Here is a 23639-nt window from a genome sequence, read left to right as displayed (position 1 = left end):
TGAGAAGGATAAAGAACAATGACGAAGAAAGCCGATTACATTTGGTTCAATGGTGAGATGGTTCCCTGGGCTGACGCCAAAGTGCACGTGATGTCGCATGCGCTGCACTACGGCACTTCGGTGTTTGAAGGCGTTCGTTGCTATGACTCCCATAAAGGCCCGGTGGTGTTCCGTCACCGCGAGCATATGCAACGCCTGCACGACTCGGCAAAAATCTACCGCATGCCGGTATCACAAAGCGTTGATGAGCTGATGGAAGCCTGTCGCGCTACGCTGCGTAAAAACAACCTGGTCAGCGCTTATATTCGCCCGCTGGTGTTTGTGGGCGACGTCGGCATGGGGGTTAACCCGCCAGCTGGCTACAAGACAGACGTGATTATCGCGGCGTTTCCTTGGGGCGCGTACCTGGGTGAAGAAGCGCTGGAGCAAGGCATCGATGCGATGGTTTCGTCCTGGCACCGCGTGGCGCCAAATACCATCCCCACCGCGGCCAAAGCCGGTGGTAACTACCTTTCCTCCCTGCTGGTGGGCAGCGAAGCGCGCCGCCACGGTTATCAGGAAGGGATTGCGCTCGACGTGCACGGTTATATTTCCGAAGGGGCAGGCGAGAACCTGTTTGAAGTGAAAGACGGCGTGTTGTTCACCCCGCCGTTCACCTCTTCCGCGCTGCCGGGCATTACCCGCGACGCCATCATCAAACTGGCGAAAGACATGGGCTTCGAAGTGCGTGAGCAGGTGCTGTCCCGCGAATCGCTGTACCTGGCCGACGAAGTGTTCATGTCCGGCACCGCGGCGGAAATCACCCCGGTGCGCAGCGTCGACGGCATCCAGGTCGGCATTGGCAAATGCGGCCCGGTGACCAAACAAATTCAACAGGCGTTCTTTGGCCTGTTTACCGGCAAGACCGAAGACAAATACGGCTGGCTGGATCCGGTAAACCCATAAATAACGACGTTACCTGTTAGGGTAAAACGACAGACAGACAAGAATATCCAGGCGGTTCGTTCGCCGCCTGTAATAAATACATTTGGAGTGAAGAGCATGCCTAAGTACCGTTCCGCCACCACCACCCACGGCCGCAACATGGCGGGTGCCCGCGCATTATGGCGCGCGACCGGAATGACCGACGACGATTTTGGCAAACCCATTATTGCGGTGGTCAACTCATTTACCCAGTTCGTTCCGGGCCATGTGCATCTGCGTGATTTGGGCAAGCTGGTTGCAGAACAGATCGAAGCCTCAGGCGGCGTTGCCAAAGAGTTCAATACCATTGCGGTGGATGACGGTATCGCCATGGGCCACGGTGGCATGCTCTATTCCTTGCCGTCACGCGAACTGATCGCCGACTCGGTGGAATACATGGTGAATGCTCACTGCGCGGATGCGATGGTGTGCATTTCCAACTGCGACAAAATCACCCCGGGCATGCTGATGGCGTCATTGCGCCTGAACATTCCGGTGATTTTCGTTTCCGGCGGCCCGATGGAAGCCGGTAAAACCAAGCTCTCCAATCAAATCATCAAGCTGGATCTGGTGGACGCAATGATCCAGGGGGCTAACCCGAACGTCAGCGACGCCGACAGCGAACAAATCGAACGCTCCGCCTGCCCGACCTGTGGTTCCTGTTCCGGCATGTTCACTGCCAACTCAATGAACTGTTTGACCGAAGCGCTGGGCCTCTCGCAACCGGGCAACGGCTCGCTGCTGGCGACCCATGCCGACCGTAAGGATCTGTTCCTCAACGCAGGTAAACGCATCGTTGCCCTGACCAAGCGCTATTACGAACAGGACGATGAAAGCGCACTGCCGCGCAGCATCGCCAACAAGGCGGCGTTTGAAAACGCCATGACGCTGGATATCGCCATGGGCGGCTCGACCAACACCGTGCTGCACCTGCTGGCCGCGGCGCAGGAGGGCGAAATTGATTTCACCATGGAAGATATCGACCGCCTGTCACGCAAGGTGCCGCACCTGTGTAAAGTGGCGCCAAGCACCCCGAAATACCATATGGAAGACGTGCACCGTGCCGGTGGCGTGCTGGCGATCCTCGGTGAGCTGGATCGCGCAGGACTGTTGAACCGCGATGTAAACAACATACTGGGCCTGACCCTGCCACAGACGCTGGAGCGGTATGACATCATGCTGACCAAGGATGAGGCGGTGAAAAAAATGTTCCGCGCCGGTCCGGCGGGCATTCGTACCACCCAGGCGTTCTCGCAGGACTGCCGCTGGGATACGCTGGACGACGATCGCGCAGAGGGCTGTATCCGCTCGCTGGAAAATGCGTTCAGCCAGGATGGCGGCTTGGCCGTGCTGTACGGCAACATGGCGCAAGACGGCAGCATCGTTAAGACCGCCGGCGTCGATAAAGACAACCTGACTTTCCGCGGTCCGGCCAAAGTGTACGAAAGCCAGGACTCGGCGGTGGACGCTATCCTCGGCGGCAAAGTGGTTGCCGGTGACGTAGTGGTGATCCGCTACGAAGGGCCGAAAGGCGGACCGGGCATGCAGGAAATGCTTTACCCAACCACCTACCTGAAATCCATGGGCCTGGGCAAAGCCTGTGCGCTGATCACCGACGGACGTTTTTCCGGCGGCACCTCGGGCCTGTCAATCGGCCACGTTTCACCGGAAGCGGGCAGCGGCGGCCTGATTGCGCTGATCGAAGATGGCGACATGATCGACATCAATATTCCTCAACGCAGCATGGTGCTGGACGTTTCGGACAGCGAACTGGCGGCACGCCGTGAAGTTGAGCTGGCACGTGGCGATCGCGCCTGGACACCGAAAAACCGTGAGCGTCAGGTTTCCTTGGCGCTGCGTGCCTATGCCATGTTGGCAACCAGCGCTGACAAAGGTGCAGTACGCGACAAGAGCAAGCTGGGAGGCTAAGTATCATGGCGGTATCGCAACCCCTACCCGACGCCCCCTGCGGCGCGGAGTATTTGCGAGCGGTGCTCCGCTCGCCGGTATACGAGGTGGCTCAGGTCACTCCGTTACAGGCCATGAGCAAAATTTCTTCGCGCCTCGGCAACACCATTCTGGTGAAGCGCGAAGATCGTCAGCCGGTGCACAGCTTCAAGCTGCGCGGGGCCTATGCCATGATCGCCAGCCTGAACGAAGAGCAGAAAGCGCGCGGCGTGGTAACGGCTTCGGCCGGCAACCATGCGCAGGGCGTGGCCTACTCCGGAAAACGCCTGGGGATCAAAACGCTGATCGTCATGCCGGTGTCCACCGCAGACATCAAAGTGGATGCGGTACGCGGTTTCGGCGGCGAAGTACTGTTGTACGGCGCCAACTTTGATGAAGCCAAGGCCAGGGCAATTGAGCTTTCGCACAAGCAGGGCATGACCTTCGTTCCCCCGTTCGATCACCCAACGGTGATCGCCGGGCAGGGCACGTTGGCGATGGAGCTGCTGCAACAGGACGCGCATCTCGACCGGGTGTTTGTTCCGGTTGGCGGTGGTGGTCTGGCGGCGGGTGTTGCGGTGTTAATCAAACAGCTGATGCCGCAGATCAAAGTGATCGGCGTGGAGGCGGAAGACTCCGCCTGCCTGCGCGCGGCGCTGGACGCCGGGCATCCGGTAGATTTGGCGCGAGTCGGACTGTTTGCCGAAGGCGTGGCGGTGAAGCGCATCGGTGACGAAACCTTCCGCCTGTGCCGGGAATATCTGGACGACGTGATCACCGTCGACAGCGACGCTATCTGCGCGGCGGTCAAAGATTTGTTTGAAGACGTGCGTGCCATTGCCGAACCCTCCGGCGCGCTGGCATTGGCCGGGCTGAAGAAATACGTTCAGCAGCACAACATCCAGGGCGAGCGCCTGGCGCACGTGCTGTCCGGTGCCAACCTGAACTTCCACGGCTTGCGTTATGTATCTGAACGCTGCGAATTGGGCGAACAACGCGAAGCCCTGCTGGCAGTGACCATTCCTGAGCAGAAAGGCAGCTTCCTGAAGTTTTGCCAACTGCTGGGCGGCCGGTCGGTGACCGAGTTCAACTACCGTTACGCCGATGCGGACAACGCGTGCATCTTCGTCGGTGTCCGCCTGACGCGTGGCCATGCCGAACGCCTGGAAATCATCGACGAGCTGAACGCCGACGGTTATCAGGTGGTGGATCTGTCCGATGACGAAATGGCCAAACTGCATGTGCGCTACATGGTCGGTGGGCGTCCTTCGAAACCCCTGCGCGAGCGGCTGTACAGCTTTGAGTTCCCGGAGTCGCCGGGCGCGCTGCTGAAGTTCCTGCAAACTCTGGGCACCCATTGGAACATCTCGCTGTTCCATTACCGCAGCCACGGCACCGATTTTGGCCGCGTGCTGGCTGGTTTTGAGCTGTCGCAGACCGAACCTGAGTTTGAGCAGCATTTGCAGGCGCTGGGCTACGACTGCCACGATGAAACCGATAACCCGGCGTTCCGCTTCTTTTTGCAGGGCTAAGGGAACCGACAAGGACGGCGCATGACGGATAAATTTAACGGCTTTAGCCAGCAGGGCCTGAATTTTCTTCAGCAGGTGCGGATCGAGAACGACAAGGAATGGTTTGAAGGCAACCGCGGCGTTTACGATCGTGAGCTGCTGACGCCGTTCCGCTCGCTGGTGACTGAGCTTGCCCCGACGATGCTGGCGATCGATCCGCAGTTTGAAACCCGCCCGGCGATCGGCAAAACGCTGTCGCGCATTCACCGCGACACGCGTTTTTCTCACGATAAATCACGTTATCGCAGCCGCATGTGGTTGACGTTCAAACGGCCGAGCAAAGACTGGAAGGATGCCCCGGTTTATTTCTTCGAACTGGGGCCGGACATGTTGCGCTATGGGCTGGGTTATTACAGTGCCAACAAGCAAACCATGGATCTGTTTCGTCATACGCTGCAGCGTCGGCCGCAGCCTTTTCTCGAGGTCGCGGCCTGCTGTCAGCCGCCGTTCGAGCTGGTGGGAGAAAGCTACAAACGCCCGCTGGTTAAAGAGCAGGCGGCAGACATTGCCACCTGGTACAACCGCAAATCTTTTGCGGTGATGGTCACCGACAGCCAGGTGGAGACGTTATTCAACGCCGGGCTAACGCAGACGCTGGCGCAAGCTTTTCAGCAGTTGGAGCCGCTTTACCATTGGTTGATGCAGGTAGAGGCGATGAAACAAGTCGATCCGGCAGATCTCTAAATACCCGTCGTCTTTCAAGCTGCAGCGTTGTTGGCTGCACTAGCTGCAACATGAAATCTTTGGGGTATTTCTATCTCGCATTTCAACTGATCGTGTTTAAAAGTAATGGTGTCGATTTAAGGATTTTTGACCGTTAATAACAAGCGCCAGAAAGCGTCGATCAGCGGATCGCTGAGGCGTTTTTTCTGCACGCAGACGCCCAGTTCGAACGGCTCGACCATGGAGATGTTTTCTAACTGTGAGATGCGGTTACGTACCGGCTCCGGGCTGTTGTCCACTACCACGCCGGGGATCAGTGCGATGCCGCAGCCCAGTGCCACCATGGAAACAATCGCCTCGTGGCCGCCGACGGTGGCGTAAATCAGCGGATTGGCGATGCGCTGGCGACGGAACCACAGCTCGATACGTTTTCGCGACGGGCCATGCTCCGGCAGGATAAACGGAATATTGGCCCAGTCGGGCTGCTCGGCAAATGCCTGGCTGCGCACGGCGCAGGGCAGCGCCGGGGCAATCAATACCAGCGGGATCTCGCCGATTTTGGTGAAGGCTACGCTGGTGGGCAGGGTTTCAGGCCGGCCGGCAATGCCCAGATCGGCTTCGTTGGACTGAACCTTATCGACGGCGTCGGCAGCGTCACCGGTGGTGAGTTTAATTTCTACCAGCGGATGTTGCGCGCGGAAGCGGTCCAGGATCGGCGGCAGGTGGCTGTAGGCGGCGGTGACCGAGCAGAACAACCGCAGCTCGCCGCTCAGCGAAGGGCCGTGCTGGCCGAGAGAATGCTTCAGCTGCTGGTATTGCAACAGCGTCTGCTGGGCAAAGTCTTTTAGCTGCTCGCCGGCATCGGTGAGCTGCACGGTGCGGTTATCGCGTAAAAACAGCGGCTGCCCGAGGATCTCTTCCAGCCGTTGGATCTGGCGGGAAAGCGTCGACGGACTGACGTGCATCGCCTTGGCGGTGCGGCCAAAATGGTGGCTTTCGGCCAGATGAAGGAACAGCTTTAAATCACGCAAATCCATATCAGTACGCTCGCAGCAAGAGTGTTGCATAAATTGCAATATCACATTCGTAATATATCAATTTAAGCAACGCGTTTCCTGTTATACATTGAGTTTAACGAATCTCCGCACAGACAGGCGGGGAATGAAAATAACATGCAAGACACAACATCTAACTGGAGTACCACCATGGCTAACTATTTCAACACATTGAACCTGCGTCAGCAGTTGGCGCAATTGGGTAAATGCCGTTTTATGGCACGTGAAGAATTCGCTGATGAAGCCGGCTACCTGAAGGGCAAAAAAGTGGTGATTGTCGGCTGTGGCGCACAGGGTCTGAACCAAGGCTTGAACATGCGTGACTCGGGGCTGGATGTGGCTTATGCCCTGCGTAAAGAAGCTATCGACGAAAAGCGTCCTTCATGGCGTAAAGCGACCGAAAACGGCTTCAAAGTAGGGACTTACGAAGACTTGATCCCGCAGGCCGACCTGGTGGTTAACCTGACGCCGGACAAGCAGCACACCTCGGTAGTGCGTGCCGTACAGCCGCTGATGAAAGACGGCGCGGCGCTGGGCTACTCTCACGGCTTCAACATCGTTGAAGTGGGTGAGCAAGTACGTAAAGACATTACCGTGGTGATGGTTGCGCCAAAATGTCCGGGCACCGAAGTGCGTGAAGAATACAAACGTGGTTTCGGCGTACCGACCCTGATTGCGGTTCACCCGGAAAACGACCCTAAAGGCGAAGGCATGGCGATTGCCAAGGCATGGGCTGCCGCGACCGGCGGTCACCGCGCCGGCGTTCTGGAGTCTTCCTTCGTCGCCGAGGTGAAGTCTGACCTGATGGGCGAGCAGACCATTCTGTGCGGCATGCTGCAGGCAGGTTCACTGCTGTGCTTCGATAAACTGGTTGCTGAAGGTACCGACCCGGCTTATGCAGAAAAACTGATCCAGTTCGGTTGGGAAACCATCACCGAAGCGCTGAAGCAGGGCGGTATCACCCTGATGATGGACCGTCTGTCCAACCCGGCGAAACTGCGTGCTTATGCGCTGTCCGAGCAACTGAAAGAGATCATGGCGCCGCTGTTCCAGAAGCACATGGACGACATCATCTCCGGTGCCTTCTCCAGCGGCATGATGGCCGACTGGGCAGAAGACGACGTGAAGCTGCTGAACTGGCGTGAAGAGACCGGCAAGTCGGCGTTCGAAAACGCGCCGCAGTTCGAAGGTAAAATCAGCGAGCAGGAATACTTTGACCACGGCGTACTGATGGTGGCAATGGTGAAAGCCGGTGTTGAGCTGGCGTTTGAAACCATGGTTGACGCAGGTATCATCGAAGAATCTGCTTACTACGAATCACTGCACGAACTGCCGCTGATCGCCAACACCATTGCGCGTAAGCGTCTGTACGAAATGAACGTGGTTATCTCTGATACCGCCGAGTACGGCAACTACCTGTTTGCCAACGCGGCAGTGCCATTGCTGAAAGAGTTCATGACTACCCTGCAGGCGGGTGATCTGGGCAAATCCGTGGCCGGGACTTCCGTAGATAACGCGCAACTGCGTGACGTGAACGAAGCGGTGCGCAATCACCCAATCGAATCCGTTGGCCGTAAGCTGCGTGGTTATATGACGGATATGAAACGTATCGCGGTAGCAGGCTAAATACCCGTCGTCTTTCAGGCTGTAGCGTTGTTACCTGCACTATCACACCCCAGTCGCTGACTAAGGTAAGCTCCTGGGGATGAGATAGCTTGGCACCTGGCTACAACCTGAAATCCATAGGGTATTAAGATGGGTTTTCGAGCCCAATAAAAAGGCCAGCATTATTGCTGGCCTCAGATTGCTGACAAAGTCCTATGCAGTTAAAAGTCCTGATCTGAGGACGAATAAAAACAAAGGATTATGTCTTCTGATTTACCCCAAACATCCGAAAACCACGTTTTTCGGGTGTTTGTCATCAGACTAAGGCCAGCATTATTGCTGGCCTTTCGCATTTCTACGGAACAGGATTCATTGCGGCATGGCTGCGAGTGGGATAATGGCGCCACGATGCTGGATCACCGTGCTGGCGGTGAGATGACCGCGCTGCGCCGCTTGCACGGCGTCGCCGCCGGTTAAGCGTACCGCCAGGTAACCCGCGCTGAAAGAGTCCCCGGCCGCCGTGGTATCCACTACTTTTTCTTTCGGCAGCCGTACCGCCGGGATTTCAAATTCGGTGCCTTCGGCGCTGAACACCAGGCAGGCCTCTGCCCCGCGTTTGATCACAATCTCCATTACGCCCAACTGCTGCGTGCGTTGCACCACCTGTTCCACCGGCTGTTTGCCCCACAGCAAATCCTCGTCATCCAGCGTCAGGAAGGCGATATCGGTGCAGGCCAGCACCTCGCGATAAGCCTGCTGCGTTTCTTCCCGGTTTTGCCACAGCCGCGGGCGATAGTTGTTATCGAAAATGACCTTGCCGCCGTTGGCGCGGCACTGGCGCAGTAATGCCAGCAGCTTGGTGCGGCTGGCCGCGTCGAGGATCGCCACGCTGATGCCGCTAAGGTATAGATAATCGAAGTGGGCCAGTTGTTCGCATAACGTCTCCGCCTGTGGGCTGGCCAGCCAGTAACGGGCGGCGGCGTCATTGCGCCAGTAATAGAAAGTGCGTTCGCCGGCCTCATCGGTTTCGATCACGTACAGGCCCGGCAGCTTGTTTTCCAGCCGTTGAACCAGGCGCGTATTGACCTTCTCCTGTTGCCAGGCGTGCAGCATCTCATCGCTGAAACTGTCGGTGCCGAGCGCGGTAACGTAATGCACCTGCAGCGTGCTTTCTGCCACCTGGCGGGCGATGTATACGGCAGTATTTAGCGTATCGCCGCCAAAGCCGCGGCTAAGGTCCGCGCCTTTTTGCGACAGTTCAATCATGCATTCGCCGATCACGGCAAGATTCTGGGTGGTCATAGTCAACGAGCCCTGGCTGAAAGAAGAAGGTGAATGAATGCGAAACCCATCCAGTCTCAAGGCAAGGGGCGAGGGAGTCAACGAAAATAAAACAACGTTTTAATTTAATTATGACGACGATCGGGAAACTGAAAAATTTCCCGATCCGCAGAAAAGAGTCCGCCGTTATTTAGCGGCTGCGCGCAGCTCGGTGACGCATTTGCCGCCGATGCCCCAGTTGTCGGTTTCTACTTCATCGATGACGACCACGGTGGTGGCCGGATTCTTCCCCAGCGTATCCACCAGCAGTTGTGTCACGCCGGCGATCAGCTGTTTCTTTTGCTCCGCTGTCGCACCTTCACGGGTAATTTTGATATTTACGTAGGGCATGTTTTTTTCCTTGGTTTTTTGTTATCGCTATTCACTGTAGAAGGCTTTTGCCGTCGCTTAAAGTTTTATCGCCTGCTGCCGATAAACCCAGGGAAGCAATCACGCAGACTGAGCGTTTTCATGTCCCTTCGATGGCGATAGTCCCAATGACAACCAAGATGATTTCTGGTCTGCTGGCGCCATTCCTTGCCGTATGCACACATATAAAAGCACAGCATTTTTGGCGGCAATGCCGGCGGCAGTATACTTTTCAGCCGATCTACCGCACCTGTGGCACTCTGCTGGCACTCGAACTGCTGACGGCGGTGTCTCATCCTGACGCACCGGACAAACCGCTGTCGCCGGAGCACTATTTTGCCGCCCTTGACGTGCGCAAGCGCCTGCAGATCATTCAGGAACAGCTGACGTTGCTCCAGCACTGGCAGCCGTTGTTGACCCGTCACGCGTTGATGGTATCGGTCAATATCGACGGCATAGCATTGCAGGCGCTTCAGCGGCACGACGTGTTGCAACGACAGATTGCCAGCATGCCTTATCTGCGCTTCGAACTGGTGGAGCACGCGGGAATGGCGTTGAACGGCCCGTTGCAGCAGATTGCCGGGGCCGAGCGGCTGTGGTTGGATGACTTCGGTAGCGGGCTGGCGAATTTCTCCGCCGTCAGTACCTGGCGCTATCAATACATCAAGGTGGCGCGTGAATTGTTCACCCTGCTTAAGCAGACGGAGGATGGCATTCAACTGCTCTCCACGCTGGTCAGAATAATGAATCAGCACAGCGAAGGAGTGATTGTAGAAGGAGTGGAAACCGAGCAGGAATGGCTGCTGGTACAGCGCTCTGGTGCCCTGGCGGCGCAGGGGTACTACCTTTCCCGTCCGGCCCATTTCGACACTCTGCAAACCTTGCCCAGATTGTTTTCCGTGCCGACTGCCTGATCCTCGTCCCCTAAAGCGTGAACTCTGGCCTATCCTCGGCTAGGCTTGATAACAGTTGCTTATCAATTGTTGGCAAGTTTCGCGTTCAGGGAGCCATTATGACAAAAACAGGAAAGGCGTTCACTTGGGTGGGCGGTATTGTGCTGCTGATCATCGTCGCGTTGGTGATCTTTGCACTGGCCTTCGACTGGAATCGCCTCAAACCGACCATTAACGACAAGGTGTCTGCCGAATTGCACCGTCCGTTCGCTATCCGTGGCGACTTGGGTGTGGCGTGGACACGTGATAAGGATGAAGGCGGTTGGCGTGCCTGGGTGCCATGGCCGCGTATTCATGCCGAAGATATCGTGCTGGGTAACCCGGAAAATATCCCGGGCGACACTATGGTCCAGTTGCAGCGCGTCGAAGCCAGCATCTCGCCACTGGCGTTATTGGGCAAAGAGGTGCTGATCCCGCGTATTTGGCTGAAGCAGCCGAACGCGAGCCTGCGGCGTCTGGCCAATGGCGAGAATAACTGGACCTTTAACCTGGCCGGCGATCCCAATCAGCCCCCGTCCGACTGGACGGTGAACGTTCATGACATCGTATTCGATAAGGGTCAGATTGCTTTTAAAGACGCCACGCTGAAGGCCGATTTCCGCGCTGAGATTGACCCCCTCGGCAAACCTTTGCCGTTCAGCGAAGTGACGGGCAAAAAAGACGCCAGCAAAGCCATCACGCCTGACTATGTTTTCGGTTGGAAGGTGAAGGGGACCTATAACGGTGAGCCGCTGGCCGGCAGCGGCAAGATCGGCGGTATGCTGTCGTTACAAAGTGCCGACTCGCCATTCCCGCTGCAGGCAGATGTGCGTTCCGGCTCAACCCGGGTGGTGGTAGCAGGTACGCTGTCCGACCCGATGAACCTCGGCGGGCTGGACTTGCAGCTTAAATTCTCCGGTGACAGTCTGGGGAATCTGTATGGCCTTACCGGCGTGCTGCTGCCGAATACTCCGCCTTACTCCACCGACGGTCACCTGAGTGCTCGCCTGCACGAGAAAGGCGGGGCCGTATTCCAGTACCAAAAATTCGACGGCAAAATCGGCGACAGCGATATTCACGGTGATTTGACCTATGTCGCCAGCAAGCCCCGGCCGAAGCTAAGCGGTGAGGTACTGTCGAAGCAGCTGCGCTTCGCCGATCTGGCGCCGTTGATTGGCGCGGACTCCAACACCGAAAAAGCCGGACGCGGCGAAAAAAGCCGTCAGCCGGCCGGCAAGGTGCTGCCGGTAGAAAAGTTTGAAACCCAAAGCTGGAAGGTGATGGATGCGGACGTCAAATTCACCGCCAAGCGCATTGAGCACGGCAGCTCGCTGCCGCTGAGCGACCTCTATACCCATCTGCAGTTGAACAACGGCGCCATCCTGATGGATCCGCTGCGGTTCGGCGTGGCGGGCGGTAACCTCAACGCCACCCTGCGCCTCGACGGCAGCAAGAATCCGATGCAGGGTCGGGTGGATATGCACGCGCGGAAATTCCAGCTCAAGCAGCTGTTGCCGAACGTGGGATCGATGAAACGTAGCCTGGGCCAGCTGAACGGCGATGCCAAACTCACCGGCACTGGCAACTCGGTGGCGGACTTGCTGGCGACCAGCAGCGGCGATCTGCGGATGGTGATTAACAATGGGGTTATCAGCCGTAGCCTGATGGAAATTCTCGGGCTCAACGTCGGTAACTATCTGGTAGCGCAGCTCTTTGGCGACGACGTCGTGGGCATTAACTGTGCGGCGGCGGACATCGGGATCAGCACCGGCGTGGCGGCACCGCGGCTGTTTGTGTTCGATACCGAGAACGCGATTATCAATATCAGCGGCAATACCAATCTGGCCACGGAGCGGTTGGACCTGTCCATCGATCCGGAAAGTAAGGGGATGCGGGTGCTGACGCTGCGTTCGCCGCTGTATGTGAAAGGCACCTTCGCGCATCCGGACGCTGGGGTGAAGGCTGGTCCGCTGATTGCGCGCGGTGCTGCGGCAGTGGCGCTGGGCGTGGTGTTGACGCCTGCAGCGGCATTGTTGGCGCTGGTTTCGCCGAGCGAAGGCGGTGAGGAAAACCAGTGCGGACAAATTCTGCAGCAGATGAAGAAGAAAAAATGATCGCTAATGGCCCGCACTGCGGGCCATTTTTATTGCAGAACCCGGCAGTCGTGATCCTGAATTTCTTCCGCCGAGGCCAGGGTAAACGGCAGCAGGCTGCGCTCGGTGGCCAGCAGTAGGAAGTCGCCGCCCGGCAATGCGGTCATTGCCAGGCCAAAACTGCCCATACGGCCTTCGGATCGTGGTACCCCTTTCGCCAGCAGGCGGAAAGCCCCCTGTTTTTTCAGATCATTAGCGGTGACCTTGCGCACCAGATAGTCATGCCCCAGTAAACCGCCGGGCATGGGTTCCCACTGTTCACTGTATTCTGTCGCATATCGCGCCAACTGCGTTTTTACCGCCGGTAACAGGCAGGAGATATGAATATGCAACTGATTCTGCGTTCGGCCATATTGCGAGTTAATCGCCAGCGAAATATCGGCGTCATCAATCTCTTTGCCGTATTTATCCGCCATAAAATGCCGTGCCGCCCAGGCTTGCTCAAAGAAGTTTGGGGTGGTGGCTTCCAGCACCTGCGGGCTTTCAATGCCGGTGATTTTGGCCGTTGGCATCAGTAAATACTGCAGTGGCCCGTTGCGATCCTTAAACACCACAAAACCGGCCTGTGGGTCGACCTGCGCGCAGGGGGCGGGGTTGTTATGCGCTTGTTGATTGGGCAGGCACTGTTGGCTGACGATACGCCATAGCGCGTTTGAATTGGAGGGTATTAGCCAGAACCAGCCAGCCAGCGCAATGGCGATCACCACCAATGGCACAACGTACCAAAACAGTCTGCGGCGCAGAGACATTATTGATTTCCATTTCTGTCAAAGAGGAAGGGTTCAGCATAGTCCGATTTTATGACAGGAGACAATACGGGAAGTGCGGCCCGCCTGATGGGGGCCGCGTAAGTAGAACAGGGTTACAGCGACTTGTCTCGGGTCTCTTTCATCAACAGCAGGGCGATCAGCGTCAGGCTGGCCATGGCCGCCAGGTACAGACCGACATAGAACAGGCCGTAGTGCGTTGCCAGCCAGGTGGCGATATAAGGCGCTACCGCAGCCCCGAGGATTGACGCGACGTTATAGGAGAAGGATGCGCCGGTATAGCGAACCTCCGTCGGGAACAGCTCCGGCAGCAGCGCGCCCATCGGGCCGAAGGTCAACCCCATGATGCTCAGGCCGCACAGCAGGAAGCCCATCACCAGCGCCTGGTTTCCGGAACCCAGCATGCTCGGGAACAGGAAAGCGAAGGCGATCATCAGCAGAGTAATGACGATCATGGTCTTGCGACGGCCAAAGGCGTCAGCCAGCAGACCGGCAATCGGTACCATAACGCCAAAGCCGATCACCGCCACCATCAGCATCCACAGGAAGCTGTTGCGCGAATAACCCAAGCCCAGCGGCTGCGGCGTGGTGCCATAGGTCATCGAGTAGACCGTCATCAGGTAGAACAGCGTATAGGTTGCCAGCATGATGAAGGTGCCGAGGATCGTCACCTTCAGGTGCTTGCTGAGCAGGGTGCCGAGCGGAATTTTCACCTGCTTGCCGGCTTTTGCCACCTTGGCGAATACCGGTGTTTCATGCAGTGACACTCGTACGTACAGCCCGATCAGCACCAGCGCGGCGGACAGAATAAACGGCACGCGCCAGCCCCATTCCATAAACTGCTGGTCAGTCAGCAACCAGGAGAGCAGCAGGAAGGTCCCGTTGGCGAAGAAGAAGCCGATAGGCGCGCCCAGCTGCGGGAAGGAACCGTACAGCGCCCGTTTTCTGGCCGGGGCATTCTCGGTGGCCAGCAAGGCTGCGCCGCCCCATTCCCCGCCCAGGCCCAGACCCTGACCGAAGCGCGCCAGCGCCAGCAGGATTGGCGCGAAGATACCAATGGTTTCGTAGCTTGGCAGCAGGCCGATCAGCACGGTGGAAATCCCCATGGTCAGCAGTGAGGCGACCAGGGTCACCTTACGCCCAACGCGATCGCCGAAGTGGCCGAACAGCGCCGAACCAATAGGGCGTGCAACGAAAGCGACGGCGAAAGTGGCCAGCGACTGCAGCGTGGCGGTCGTGGGATCGCCCTGTGGGAAGAAGATATGCGGGAAAACGATCACCGCAGCGGTGGCGTAAATGTAAAAATCGAAAAACTCGATAGCGGTCCCGACCAGCGAGGCGACAATCACTTTTCCGCGTGAGTTAACCGGTGTTGACGCGTCGTCGGCGTCCAGAGTTGGTGCGATGGAGGCTTGCATAATATTTCTTATATTTTGAATTTGTAAAAATCCATCTTAGTCACAGCAAAATGCCTTTTCAATGACGAAACTTTGTACAATGCGGCGATTAACCGGTTAAAAAGCTTAATGTTTCATCACTGCGTTTCCGCATAGATTTTAACGTTGCCAAATGAATGATTCGCAGACTGAACATCTGTAAAAGGCGAAAAGAAAAGTTAGGCTGTAGTTTGTTATGCTGGTTTTGGCAGGTGAGCGGGTTTCTTATTGGTTTTATATGCTGGTTTAATTGCTTAAATGCAAAATAAAAAACCGGCCACAGGAAAGTGGCCGGTATGATTGCGTTGATTTACGGCGCGGATTGTTCTGAGGTTGGCAGGGTTTTATCCTCTTTATATTGCGCGGTGGCGATCCAGGCGGCGCAAAACAGCGTCAGACGGGCGAAGAAATAGAAAAACGCCATCAGCCCAATCACCGAACCAAAGGCTGCCCCGGAAGGGGATTTAGCCACCTGTGGCAGCGTCATGGTCATCACAAACTTAATCACTTCGAAACCGATAGCGGCAAGCAGCGTGCCCCGCAGCAACGCTTTTTTCTTCGGCTTATGCCGTGGCAGCATCCAGAAGATCCACAAAAACAGCAGGTAGTTGGCAAAGATGGAGATCGACAGCGCAATCAGCGTCATGGCCGGTCGCAGCCATTCTATGCCTTCCAGACCCAGCGCCTGCACGATCGCCGCCTGCGCCGAACCGGCAATGGAGGTCAACGTCAGGGTGATAATCAGCGCCACCACCAGACCGGTGAGCGAGATAAAATCGCGGGTGTATTTGAAATAGATTTTTTCCTGATCCTGCGGATTGCGCTCCCAGACGTCACGCGACTGTGCACGGATCGCCTCTCGCAGGTTGCCCATCCAACTGATCCCCGAATACAGCGCCAGCGCCAGGCCGGTCAGCCCCACGGTGGTACGTTGCTGAATGGCGGTATTGACGGTGTTTTTCAGCGTGCCGGCCAGGGTCGGATCGCTGATGCTGCCGACGATTTTATTGATCAGCCCGGTGAGCAGGTCCGGATTGGATGCCAACACAAAACCGACGGCGGCAAACGACACCATCAGAATCGGGATCAGCGAAAGAAACGAGAAATAGGTGATGGCGGCGCCGAATTGGCTGCCCAGGCGATCGTTAAAGCGCTCGGTGGCGCGCAGCAGGTGAGCGATGCTTGGCCAGGCCTTGATGCGTTCGACCAGGCGTGAAAATCCGGAAATGCGCCGGTCAAGGGTCTGGTGGCCGGTCTTGATGTCGATCAGCGGTTTTTGCGGCGCTTCACTGTTGGGCTGACGGGGGTCTTTATCTGATCCTGTAGGCATTACGTCACGATATCCTTAACGATAAATAGGCTGTCTCAATGTTGATTATAGCCAAAAGGCTCGTCGTTTTGGCCGCCGGGGCCGGTAACCGGCTAATTTGTGAGCTTAGCGCGTTCACTCCCCCGGTGAAATGTTGCAGCCTGCCGATGGGTAAAATTCTTATGTCAGCCGCGTTCCAGCGCGGTTTTTTTCATTCTCCGACCTTCAATTTTTATCTGTTTCATCACTAAGAAAGCGTTTACTCATGATGTGGCGCGACGGTTTACCAGTCGCCGCGCAACTGCAGCCGTAGGGGCTGGAACGGTTTCAACTGTTAACACGAGAGAAAATGGAAGGTCATATGAAATTACTTAATCACCCCACCTGTCGCCCGTTTACCGAAGCGGGCAATTTGACCCAGATATCCGCCTACTATGAGGAGGAACGGCACATCATGTGGATGCTGCTGCGTGCTGAACCGCGCCCTTGCTTCAATCAGGCGTTAATCGAAGACATCATGACGCTGGCGCAGGCAGCAAAAGAGTCTTCATTGCAGTTTGATTTTTGGGTCACCGGATCGCTGGTGCCCAATATGTTCAACGTCGGTGGCGATCTGCAGTTCTTTGCCGAGGCCATTAAAAACCGCAAGCGCGAGGCGATGATGGCTTACGCACGTGCCTGCATTGACTGCGTGCATGCGGCGGCGCGCGGGTTTGATACCGGTGCGGTCAGCATTGCGATGGTGGAGGGCAGCGCCCTGGGGGGCGGCTTCGAAGCGGCGTTGGCGCACCATTTCGTGCTGGCACAGAACAACGCGCGGATGGGTTTTCCGGAAATTGCGTTCAACCTATTCCCCGGCATGGGGGGATATTCGCTGGTGGCACGCAAGGCAGGTATGCGCCTGGCGGAAGAGCTGATCTGGGGGGGCGAGTCGCACACCGCGGAATGGTTTGAAAGCCGTGGCCTGGTCGATCAGTTGTTCCAGCCCGGCGATGCTTATGTGGCGACCCGCACCTTCATCGATACCATCCGGCCCAAATTGAACGGGATGCGCGCCATGCTACGCGCCCGTCAGCGGGTGCTGCAGCTCACGCGTTCGGAGCTGATGGATATTACCGAGGATTGGGTGCATTCGGCCTTCACCATCGAGGAGAAAGATCGTGCCTATATCGAGCGTCTGGTTATGCTACAAGACCGCCACACGCTAAACCTGCGTCGTGCAGGCTAACATTACCTGGCCCGCATCAGGCTGAGGAGGGATGCGGGCAATAAGATTGCAGCCAATGTTCCAACTGGTCCGGGAGCATTGGCCGCGCAAACAGAAATCCTTGTTTCTCATCCACACCGACTTCATCCAGAAACTGATTTTCGCTTTCGGTCTCTACACCTTCGGCAATCACCCGGAACCTGAGCGCTTCGGCCGCCGCGACGATGGCGCGCACCAGCGACTGCGAAACCGGATTGCAATTCACCCCGCGCACGAAGCTTTTATCCAGCTTGATGGCATCCAGCGGAATGCGGGCCAACTGGGCCAAAGAAGAGTAGCCGGTGCCAAAATCATCGAGATGCACCTGCGCTCCCAGATCGCGTAACCGCGTGATCACCTCGCGGGCACGTTTTTCATCCTCAATCAGGCTGCTTTCCGTGAGTTCGAAGTCGAGCAGGCAGGGGGCCAGGTGATTGCACTGCAATACCTGAGCGAGATCTTCAACGATGGAATCATCAACCAACTGCCGTGCGGAAAGATTCACTGCCACCCGCAGATTCAAGCCTTGTCGCTGCCACTGTGCGGCCTGTCTGGCGGCGGTTTGCAGCACCCAGCGCCCGAGTGGGCCTATCAGACCGGATTCTTCGGCATAAGAGATAAACTGCAACGGTGGGATCAGGCCGCGCTCGGGTGAATCCCAACGCACCAAAGCTTCTACGCTGCACACCTTGCCGCTGAGCGCCTCGATTTTGGGCTGGTAGTACACCACCAGTTGATCTTGTTCCAACCCCTTTCGCAGGTTGGTATCCAGCCACATGTATTCCGCGACGCGTTTGTTCATTTCCGGCGAGAACACGGTATAGGTGCGTTTGCCGTGCTCTTTGGCGACGTACATGGCGGTATCAGCACTGCGGATCAGGCTGTCGAGATCGTTACCATGTTCGGGGCATAGCGCAATGCCAATCGAACAGCCGGTATAGACCTCGATAAGGCCGATACGAAAGGGGGTCTTCAAGCGGTCGATAATGCGCTGGGCCAGCCGTTGCAGCATCTCGCGATCGGCCTGCTGGGCAAGAACCAGAAACTCATCGCCCCCCAGGCGAGCCAGGGTTTGGTCTGGCGCGAGGCAGCCAAGCACCGCCAACGACACCTCCACCAATAAACGGTCGCCGAACATATGGCCGTAGGCGTCATTCACTTTTTTAAAGTTGTCGAGATCGAGATACACCAGACCGACATGATTGCCGTCGCGTGCGGCGATTGCCTGGGTGATTTTGTCCTGAATGGCATTGCGATTGGGCAGGCCGGTAATAATGTCGGTATTGGCCAACACCCGCAGTCGTTCCTGAGCGCGACGCTCTTCGGTGATGTCGGTGCCGGAGCAAATCAGGAACACCTCATTTTTACCGCTGCCGCTGTGGACGAACTTGTTGCGAAACAAGAACAGCCGTTCCCCCTTCACCGTTTTGATCCAACGTTCCACCTCATAGGATGATCCGTTGCGAAAAAAACCGGCGATGTTTCGCCGCGATGCCGCCGCTTCTTCCGGGCTCATAAACAGCTGAAAGACGTTTTTACCAATAACATCATGTTCGTGCAGGCCGGTGTACTCTTCGCTCAGTCGGTTAAAGCGCTGAATACGACCATGTTGGTCAACAATCACAATCACCGAATTGGCTTCTGACACCACCTGTTCGGCAAAAGACAGGCCGTGTACCAGATCGCGGGCGACCGATTGGGTGTCGCTGAAGGCCGAGGCGGTACCCGCCCATTCCTGATTATTGATCCTGCGCCCGACCAGATGCAGATGTATCGGCTCACCCCCCAGCGTGATGGTGATATCAAGGCTGGCGGTAATGCCGGTCAGACGGCGGATTTTGGCTGCCTGCATGGCGCTGAGCGCCACGGCCATATGGGTTTTGCCTTTCACTGCCGACAGCGCCAGGGCATTGCTGTCAAACGCCAACCGCCAATATGGGCTGTTGGTGCCGAAGTGGGCATTAAGAAGCATAGGGCCTTGGTCTGCGAACATGATGATTCCTCAAAATGGCACGACAGCCAGCCTGTGCGATGGGCACAGCAGCAAATTCTGGCTCGGTAGTGGCCGTAGTGCACGTATCTCCATCATATAACACGTTTTTCACGGGCAGAGGATGAAACTATTATATAACCAATAATTAGTTTTGCAGTGTAAACGTCGCGTTGCCGCCGCTGCAGAAGGCTGCGTTGCGCACCGGATCCTGACGATCTCACTGGGAGTGGATACAATCTTAAGTGTAAGTGAGAACCTGCGCTTTCGAGAGATTCGTACGATTGCTGCTTTCGATGCCGTCGTCATCTTGTTGCAGGACGGTTGCAGTGGATAAGCCTAAATTATAATAAAGACGGGCATTGACAGGAATAACCCCATCGGGGGGAAAGCAAAATCAGGTGATCGTCAGGCCAGGGGAAACCAAAATTTCCAGATAATAAACAACATCTCCATAATTCATTCATTATTGTCGAATAAACCTGTTTCGGGCTTTAATAAATTTACACACCATCGCATTACTATATGTTTATCGGCCTATTATTATCTCCGACGAAAGATGAGCCTGTTCACGTACAGCGCTCCTGATGAAGAATAATTTTAAGGAAATGATCATGCGTAAACTGACCGCTTTATTTGTCGCTTCTACTCTGGCTCTGGGTTCTGCTTCCATGGCTTTTGCTGCAGATACGACAGCGGCACCTGCGACGACAGATGCCACTCCGATGAAAATGATGCACCACAAAGGTGAGGGTAAAGGCGGGCCATTCGCCGGTCTGAACCTGACTGAACAGCAGCGCCAACAAATGCGCGATATCATGAAAGAGTCGCATCAGAAACGCGGTGCGGGTATGAAAGAGGAGCGTCAGGCCTTGCATAGCCTGGTCGCCTCCGACAGCTTCGATGAAGCTAAAGCGAAAGCCCAAATTGACGCCATCAGCAAAACTCAGTCCGAGCATATGCTGGAGCGCGCCAAAGCTGAAAATAAAATGTACAACCTGCTGACCCCAGAGCAGAAAAAACAATACAATGAGAATTATCAGAAACGCGAACAGAAAATGATGGACCACATGAATAACATGAAGTCGAAAATGACGACTGAACAGAAATAATTTCATGCGGTAAGTAAAAAGGGCCAGATTAATTCTCTGGCCCTTTTTTTGGATTAAAGAACCTTTCCGTTGATAAGGCCCGTGGAAGAAACTCATTCGGCACGCCAGTAACCGAGCGGAATTGTTCGATCACGATCTGGGCAAAACGCGGGTCATTAATATGATAAGCGGTTTTTACCAACATATCTTTTGCTGGTGGGCCGCACAGTGGCTCCCGGCGTATCGATAAAAACGGCCAGCGCCTGTGGATCCCGGAAGGGCTGCCGCGGCGCGTCCAATGTGGGTCCACCGCCACCCGGGATCATGAAGCGCACTTCGCCTGTGCAGGCATTCATTACTGGCGAAAGTCATTATTCCGCAAGGTGAAGAAGATGCGATGAACAGCAAAAAACCGTTAGCATGATAATCCAATTTTCAATGGTCTGCTCCGTGTAAACCAGCATATTTCACTGAGTGAATATTGATAATTCTTATAATTAAAAGAAATAATAAACGCATTTTATGCTTTTTTTTAATGGTCGACGGAGGCGAGTTTGTCGGCTTTTGTTATTTGATTTATTTCTATTTATCATTTAATTAGCTTTTCATCTCGCCAGGAGGGGCTCATTCTTCTCGCCCGTTTTCGGTCATTCAAAATCCTTATGTCTTTCCTTCCTTTTTTCTAACAATGACGTTCCCCCGTTAGACGTTTGCCTTATTGACCCATAAGGCGGGCTTGAGATTGTTGTGCTTTATTTATTTGGTGTTACGAAACTGTTACACAAAAAAACCAATAAAACATTTGCAAACAACAATGGACGGTATCTGGGATGGAAAATAAACGTAGAGGAGTCAAGCCTGTTCAGGCGGCCTTCGGCTGGCCTGAAATTGGCGTTAGCCGCGCCCAGTGGAGCGCGATGCTTTTTTGCCTGGCAACCATTGGTGGGGCGCAGGCTGCGCCCTATATCGAGAATGGCAAGCAGGGCGATCCCGCCAGTTGGCGCAGTAAGGAATTTAATGCCGAATGGGGGCTGGGGGCCATCCACGCCGATCAGGCCTACGCCGCCGGTTATACCGGAAAAGGCGTTAAGCTCGGTATTTTCGATCAGCCGGTATATGCCAAACACCCGGAGTTCGGCAGTCAGGACAAAGTGATCAACCTGGTCACGACGGGGATTCGCGAATATACCGACCCCTATATCCCGGTGAAGAAAGGCGATGCATTTCGCTATGACGGCACGCCAAGCGTGGATTCCGACGGCACTCTCGGCTCGCACGGGACCCACGTAGGCGGCATCGCCGCCGGTAACCGCGACGGCGGCGAGATGCACGGTGTGGCATTTAACGCGCAAATCATCAGTGCGGAGAACGGGGATCCGGGGCCGGAAGACGGCATCATTCTCGGCAACGATGGCGCGGTATATCAGGCAGGTTGGAATGCGTTGATCGCCAGCGGTGCGCGCATCATCAACAACAGCTGGGGTATCGGCATTACCGAGAAATTTGATCAGGGTGGCAAGGATCCAGCCTATCCGCATTTCACCCTTGCCGACGCGCAGAAACAGTTCGACCAAATCAAACAGATCCTCGGTACTAAAGCCGGTGGTGCTTATCAGGGGGCGATCGATGCGGCGCGCAGCGGCATTGTCACCATCTTTGCCGCCGGTAACGATTACAACCTGAATAACCCGGACGCGATGGCCGGTTTGGCCTATTTCGTGCCGGAGATCGCGCCGAATTGGCTGTCGGTCGCCAGCCTGCAGGATCCGAATAACACCGGTGATTACAGCATCAGCAGCTTCTCCTCCCGCTGTGGCTATACCGCCAGCTTCTGTGTTTCCGCTCCGGGCAGCAAGGTGTACAGCTCGATTATCGAAGGCAACAGCGTAGATAACCTGACCACCGGCTATGCCAAATACAGCGGAACCTCAATGGCCGCACCGCACGTGGCAGGCAGCATTGCAGTGCTGATGGAACGCTTCCCCTATATGACCGGCGCACAGGTGGCTTCGGTGCTGAAGACCACCACGGTTGATATGGGCGCGCCGGGCATCGATGCGCTTTACGGCTGGGGGATGATTGATTTGGGCAAAGCGATCCACGGCCCGGGGATGTTTGTCACCGAACAGGATATCCCGGAGGAGTTCCGCGTGAGCGGTGCCTACGGCCCGGAGCAATTTGTGGTGAATCTGCCAGGCATCGGTGCAGTACTGGACAAAGGCAAACCTACCGAGCGTGTGTGTGACGATATTCATTGCGGGTTGGATGTCTGGAGCAACGATATTTCCGGCCATGGCGGCCTGACCAAATTGGGCATCGGCACACTGGTGCTGACCGGCAATAACCGCTACGCAGGCCCAACCCTGGTCAATCAAGGCCTGCTGGCGGTGAATGGCTCGGTGACTTCGGACGTGACGGTGCAAAGCGCCGGCGTGCTGGGCGGTTCCGGTACGCTAGGGTCGTTAACTGCCCGTAGCGGCGGTACCGTGGCGCCGGGCAATTCGATCGGCACGCTGAACGTGACTCGTGACGTCAGCTTCGAACCAGGCTCCCGTTACGCGGTGGAAGTGGCAGCGAACGGCCAGAGCGATCGGATCCAAAGTAACGGATCGGCAACGATCGGCGGCGGTGAGGTGGCGGTGTTGCAAGAAAAAAACGTCAATCTACTTTCGCAGGGCAACGCAGGCAGTCTGATCGGCCGGCAGTTCAACATTCTCACCGCCCAGCAGGGTATCAGTGGGCAGTTTACCTCCACATCTACCTTCTCTCCCTTCCTGGGGGCCGAACTGACCTACCAGCCGAATCAGGTAACGCTCAACGTCGGCCGTAATGACACCAGCTTCGCCAGCGTGGCGGCAACGCAGAACGAGCGGGCGGTGGCGGCAGCGGCAGATGCGCTGGCGGCGGGTAATCCGGTGTTTGAAAGCATCCTTAACGCCGGTTCGGCGGGGGAAGCGCGGCAGGCGTTCCGCCAGCTGTCGGGGCAGATCCACGCGGATATCGCTTCGGCACAGGTGAACGACAGCCGCTACCTGCGCGACGCGCTGAACGGCCGTTTGCGGCAGGCGGAAGGGCTGGCGACCTCGCCGGACATCAAGGCGGACGACGACGGTGGCGCCTGGGCGCAGCTGCTGGGGGCCTGGGACCATGCGTCGGGCGATGCCAACGCCACGGGCTATCAGGCATCCACCTACGGCGTGCTGGTGGGGCTGGACTCGGCGC

The 23639-nt window shown here is 56.3% G+C and carries 16 protein-coding genes and 1 pseudogene; 10 read left to right on the top strand and 7 right to left on the bottom strand.

What is annotated here, in order from left to right; all coding sequences use genetic code 11:
• The first annotated feature begins 18 nt into the window (after positions 1–18).
• From ilvE to NR114_RS23595, 4 genes are all read left to right on the top strand, one after another.
• The gene (gene ilvE, locus NR114_RS23610) at positions 19–945 is read left to right on the top strand and encodes a branched-chain-amino-acid transaminase (RefSeq protein ID WP_020837487.1); all 927 of its coding nucleotides are present in this window, start codon (positions 19–21) and stop codon (positions 943–945) included.
• A gap of 96 nt (positions 946–1041) precedes the next feature.
• Positions 1042–2892 carry a dihydroxy-acid dehydratase gene (ilvD, locus tag NR114_RS23605; RefSeq protein ID WP_048762615.1) on the top strand — a complete coding sequence of 617 codons (1851 nt, stop codon included), beginning with the start codon at positions 1042–1044 and terminating at the stop codon, positions 2890–2892.
• Between the two features lie 5 nt (positions 2893–2897).
• A complete protein-coding gene (gene ilvA / locus NR114_RS23600) occupies positions 2898–4442 on the top strand; it encodes a threonine ammonia-lyase, biosynthetic (protein ID WP_116691605.1) in 1545 nt (514 codons plus the stop codon).
• Between the two features lie 21 nt (positions 4443–4463).
• The gene (locus tag NR114_RS23595) at positions 4464–5165 is read left to right on the top strand and encodes a DUF2461 domain-containing protein (protein WP_234528907.1); all 702 of its coding nucleotides are present in this window, start codon (positions 4464–4466) and stop codon (positions 5163–5165) included.
• 116 nt (positions 5166–5281) lie between these two features.
• Here NR114_RS23595 and ilvY read toward each other — a convergent pair whose 3' ends face one another.
• Positions 5282–6181 (bottom strand): HTH-type transcriptional activator IlvY, encoded by a 900-nt coding sequence (gene ilvY, locus NR114_RS23590; RefSeq protein WP_020837481.1) that lies wholly within the window; start codon positions 6179–6181, stop codon positions 5282–5284.
• A 168-nt stretch (positions 6182–6349) separates the two neighbouring features.
• On the opposite strand from ilvY, the gene ilvC reads away from it, so the two are divergent.
• Positions 6350–7825: a ketol-acid reductoisomerase gene (gene ilvC, locus NR114_RS23585; RefSeq protein ID WP_046374902.1), complete on the top strand. Its 1476-nt coding sequence runs from the start codon at positions 6350–6352 to the stop codon at positions 7823–7825.
• 348 nt (positions 7826–8173) lie between these two features.
• Here the strand turns inward: ilvC and NR114_RS23580 are convergent, their stop codons facing one another.
• Together NR114_RS23580 and NR114_RS23575 are read right to left on the bottom strand one after the other, a co-directional pair.
• Positions 8174–9106 carry a sugar kinase gene (locus NR114_RS23580; RefSeq protein ID WP_046374903.1) on the bottom strand — a complete coding sequence of 311 codons (933 nt, stop codon included), beginning with the start codon at positions 9104–9106 and terminating at the stop codon, positions 8174–8176.
• A gap of 165 nt (positions 9107–9271) precedes the next feature.
• Entirely contained in the window at positions 9272–9475 is a 204-nt protein-coding gene (locus tag NR114_RS23575) for a 2-hydroxymuconate tautomerase family protein (RefSeq protein ID WP_020837477.1), read from the bottom strand.
• Between the two features lie 146 nt (positions 9476–9621).
• On the opposite strand from NR114_RS23575, the gene pdeH reads away from it, so the two are divergent.
• Both pdeH and NR114_RS23565 read left to right on the top strand, forming a co-directional pair.
• Complete coding sequence (gene pdeH / locus NR114_RS23570) at positions 9622–10407, top strand: cyclic-guanylate-specific phosphodiesterase (RefSeq protein WP_020837476.1); 786 nt, start codon at positions 9622–9624, stop codon at positions 10405–10407.
• Between the two features lie 98 nt (positions 10408–10505).
• Positions 10506–12539, top strand: a complete 2034-nt coding sequence (locus NR114_RS23565; RefSeq protein WP_187962047.1) for an AsmA family protein — start codon at positions 10506–10508, stop codon at positions 12537–12539.
• Positions 12540–12568: 29 nt separating this feature from the next.
• Here the strand turns inward: NR114_RS23565 and NR114_RS23560 are convergent.
• From NR114_RS23560 to yhjD, 3 genes and pseudogenes are all read right to left on the bottom strand, one after another.
• A pseudogene (locus tag NR114_RS23560) lies at positions 12569–13336 on the bottom strand (CDP-diacylglycerol diphosphatase); the annotation flags it as partial.
• Positions 13337–13440: 104 nt separating this feature from the next.
• Positions 13441–14763: an MFS transporter gene (locus tag NR114_RS23555; protein WP_020837472.1), complete on the bottom strand. Its 1323-nt coding sequence runs from the start codon at positions 14761–14763 to the stop codon at positions 13441–13443.
• A 328-nt stretch (positions 14764–15091) separates the two neighbouring features.
• On the bottom strand, positions 15092–16111 hold the full coding sequence (gene yhjD / locus NR114_RS23550; RefSeq protein ID WP_020837471.1) for an inner membrane protein YhjD: 1020 nt from the start codon (positions 16109–16111) through the stop codon (positions 15092–15094).
• 340 nt (positions 16112–16451) lie between these two features.
• On the opposite strand from yhjD, the gene NR114_RS23545 reads away from it, so the two are divergent.
• On the top strand, positions 16452–17318 hold the full coding sequence (locus tag NR114_RS23545) for a crotonase/enoyl-CoA hydratase family protein (protein ID WP_020837470.1): 867 nt from the start codon (positions 16452–16454) through the stop codon (positions 17316–17318).
• A 16-nt stretch (positions 17319–17334) separates the two neighbouring features.
• Here NR114_RS23545 and pdeR read toward each other — a convergent pair whose 3' ends face one another.
• Positions 17335–19329, bottom strand: coding sequence for a cyclic di-GMP phosphodiesterase (pdeR, locus tag NR114_RS23540; protein ID WP_046374906.1), 1995 nt, complete (start codon positions 19327–19329; stop codon positions 17335–17337).
• Between the two features lie 611 nt (positions 19330–19940).
• Here pdeR and spy point away from each other — a divergent pair.
• Positions 19941–20438, top strand: a complete 498-nt coding sequence (spy, locus tag NR114_RS23535; RefSeq protein WP_020837467.1) for an ATP-independent periplasmic protein-refolding chaperone Spy — start codon at positions 19941–19943, stop codon at positions 20436–20438.
• 809 nt (positions 20439–21247) lie between these two features.
• Positions 21248–23639 (top strand): autotransporter serine protease (locus NR114_RS23530; protein ID WP_256814524.1); only part of this gene is annotated, 2392 nt, incomplete at its 3' end.

The sequence above is a fragment of the Serratia sp. Ser99 genome (assembly GCF_024519545.1).
Lineage (GTDB): Bacteria > Pseudomonadota > Gammaproteobacteria > Enterobacterales > Enterobacteriaceae > Serratia > Serratia liquefaciens.
The sequence above is the reverse complement of the archived record's forward strand: the minus strand, read 5'-3'. Positions and strand labels throughout refer to the sequence as shown.

What these genes read in the sequence shown, in the direction of transcription:
- NR114_RS23580 (WP_046374903.1), bottom strand. Translation starts at nt 9,106, where the DNA reads ATGACCACCCAGAATCTTGCCGTGATCGGCGAATGCATGATTGAACTG.
- NR114_RS23575 (WP_020837477.1), bottom strand. Translation starts at nt 9,475, where the DNA reads ATGCCCTACGTAAATATCAAAATTACCCGTGAAGGTGCGACAGCGGAG.
- ilvD (WP_048762615.1), top strand. Translation starts at nt 1,042, where the DNA reads ATGCCTAAGTACCGTTCCGCCACCACCACCCACGGCCGCAACATGGCG.
- ilvC (WP_046374902.1), top strand. Translation starts at nt 6,350, where the DNA reads ATGGCTAACTATTTCAACACATTGAACCTGCGTCAGCAGTTGGCGCAA.
- NR114_RS23545 (WP_020837470.1), top strand. Translation starts at nt 16,452, where the DNA reads ATGAAATTACTTAATCACCCCACCTGTCGCCCGTTTACCGAAGCGGGC.
- NR114_RS23595 (WP_234528907.1), top strand. Translation starts at nt 4,464, where the DNA reads ATGACGGATAAATTTAACGGCTTTAGCCAGCAGGGCCTGAATTTTCTT.
- ilvA (WP_116691605.1), top strand. Translation starts at nt 2,898, where the DNA reads ATGGCGGTATCGCAACCCCTACCCGACGCCCCCTGCGGCGCGGAGTAT.
- NR114_RS23565 (WP_187962047.1), top strand. Translation starts at nt 10,506, where the DNA reads ATGACAAAAACAGGAAAGGCGTTCACTTGGGTGGGCGGTATTGTGCTG.
- yhjD (WP_020837471.1), bottom strand. Translation starts at nt 16,111, where the DNA reads ATGCCTACAGGATCAGATAAAGACCCCCGTCAGCCCAACAGTGAAGCG.
- ilvY (WP_020837481.1), bottom strand. Translation starts at nt 6,181, where the DNA reads ATGGATTTGCGTGATTTAAAGCTGTTCCTTCATCTGGCCGAAAGCCAC.
- ilvE (WP_020837487.1), top strand. Translation starts at nt 19, where the DNA reads ATGACGAAGAAAGCCGATTACATTTGGTTCAATGGTGAGATGGTTCCC.
- spy (WP_020837467.1), top strand. Translation starts at nt 19,941, where the DNA reads ATGCGTAAACTGACCGCTTTATTTGTCGCTTCTACTCTGGCTCTGGGT.
- pdeH (WP_020837476.1), top strand. Translation starts at nt 9,622, where the DNA reads ATGACAACCAAGATGATTTCTGGTCTGCTGGCGCCATTCCTTGCCGTA.
- NR114_RS23555 (WP_020837472.1), bottom strand. Translation starts at nt 14,763, where the DNA reads ATGCAAGCCTCCATCGCACCAACTCTGGACGCCGACGACGCGTCAACA.
- pdeR (WP_046374906.1), bottom strand. Translation starts at nt 19,329, where the DNA reads ATGTTCGCAGACCAAGGCCCTATGCTTCTTAATGCCCACTTCGGCACC.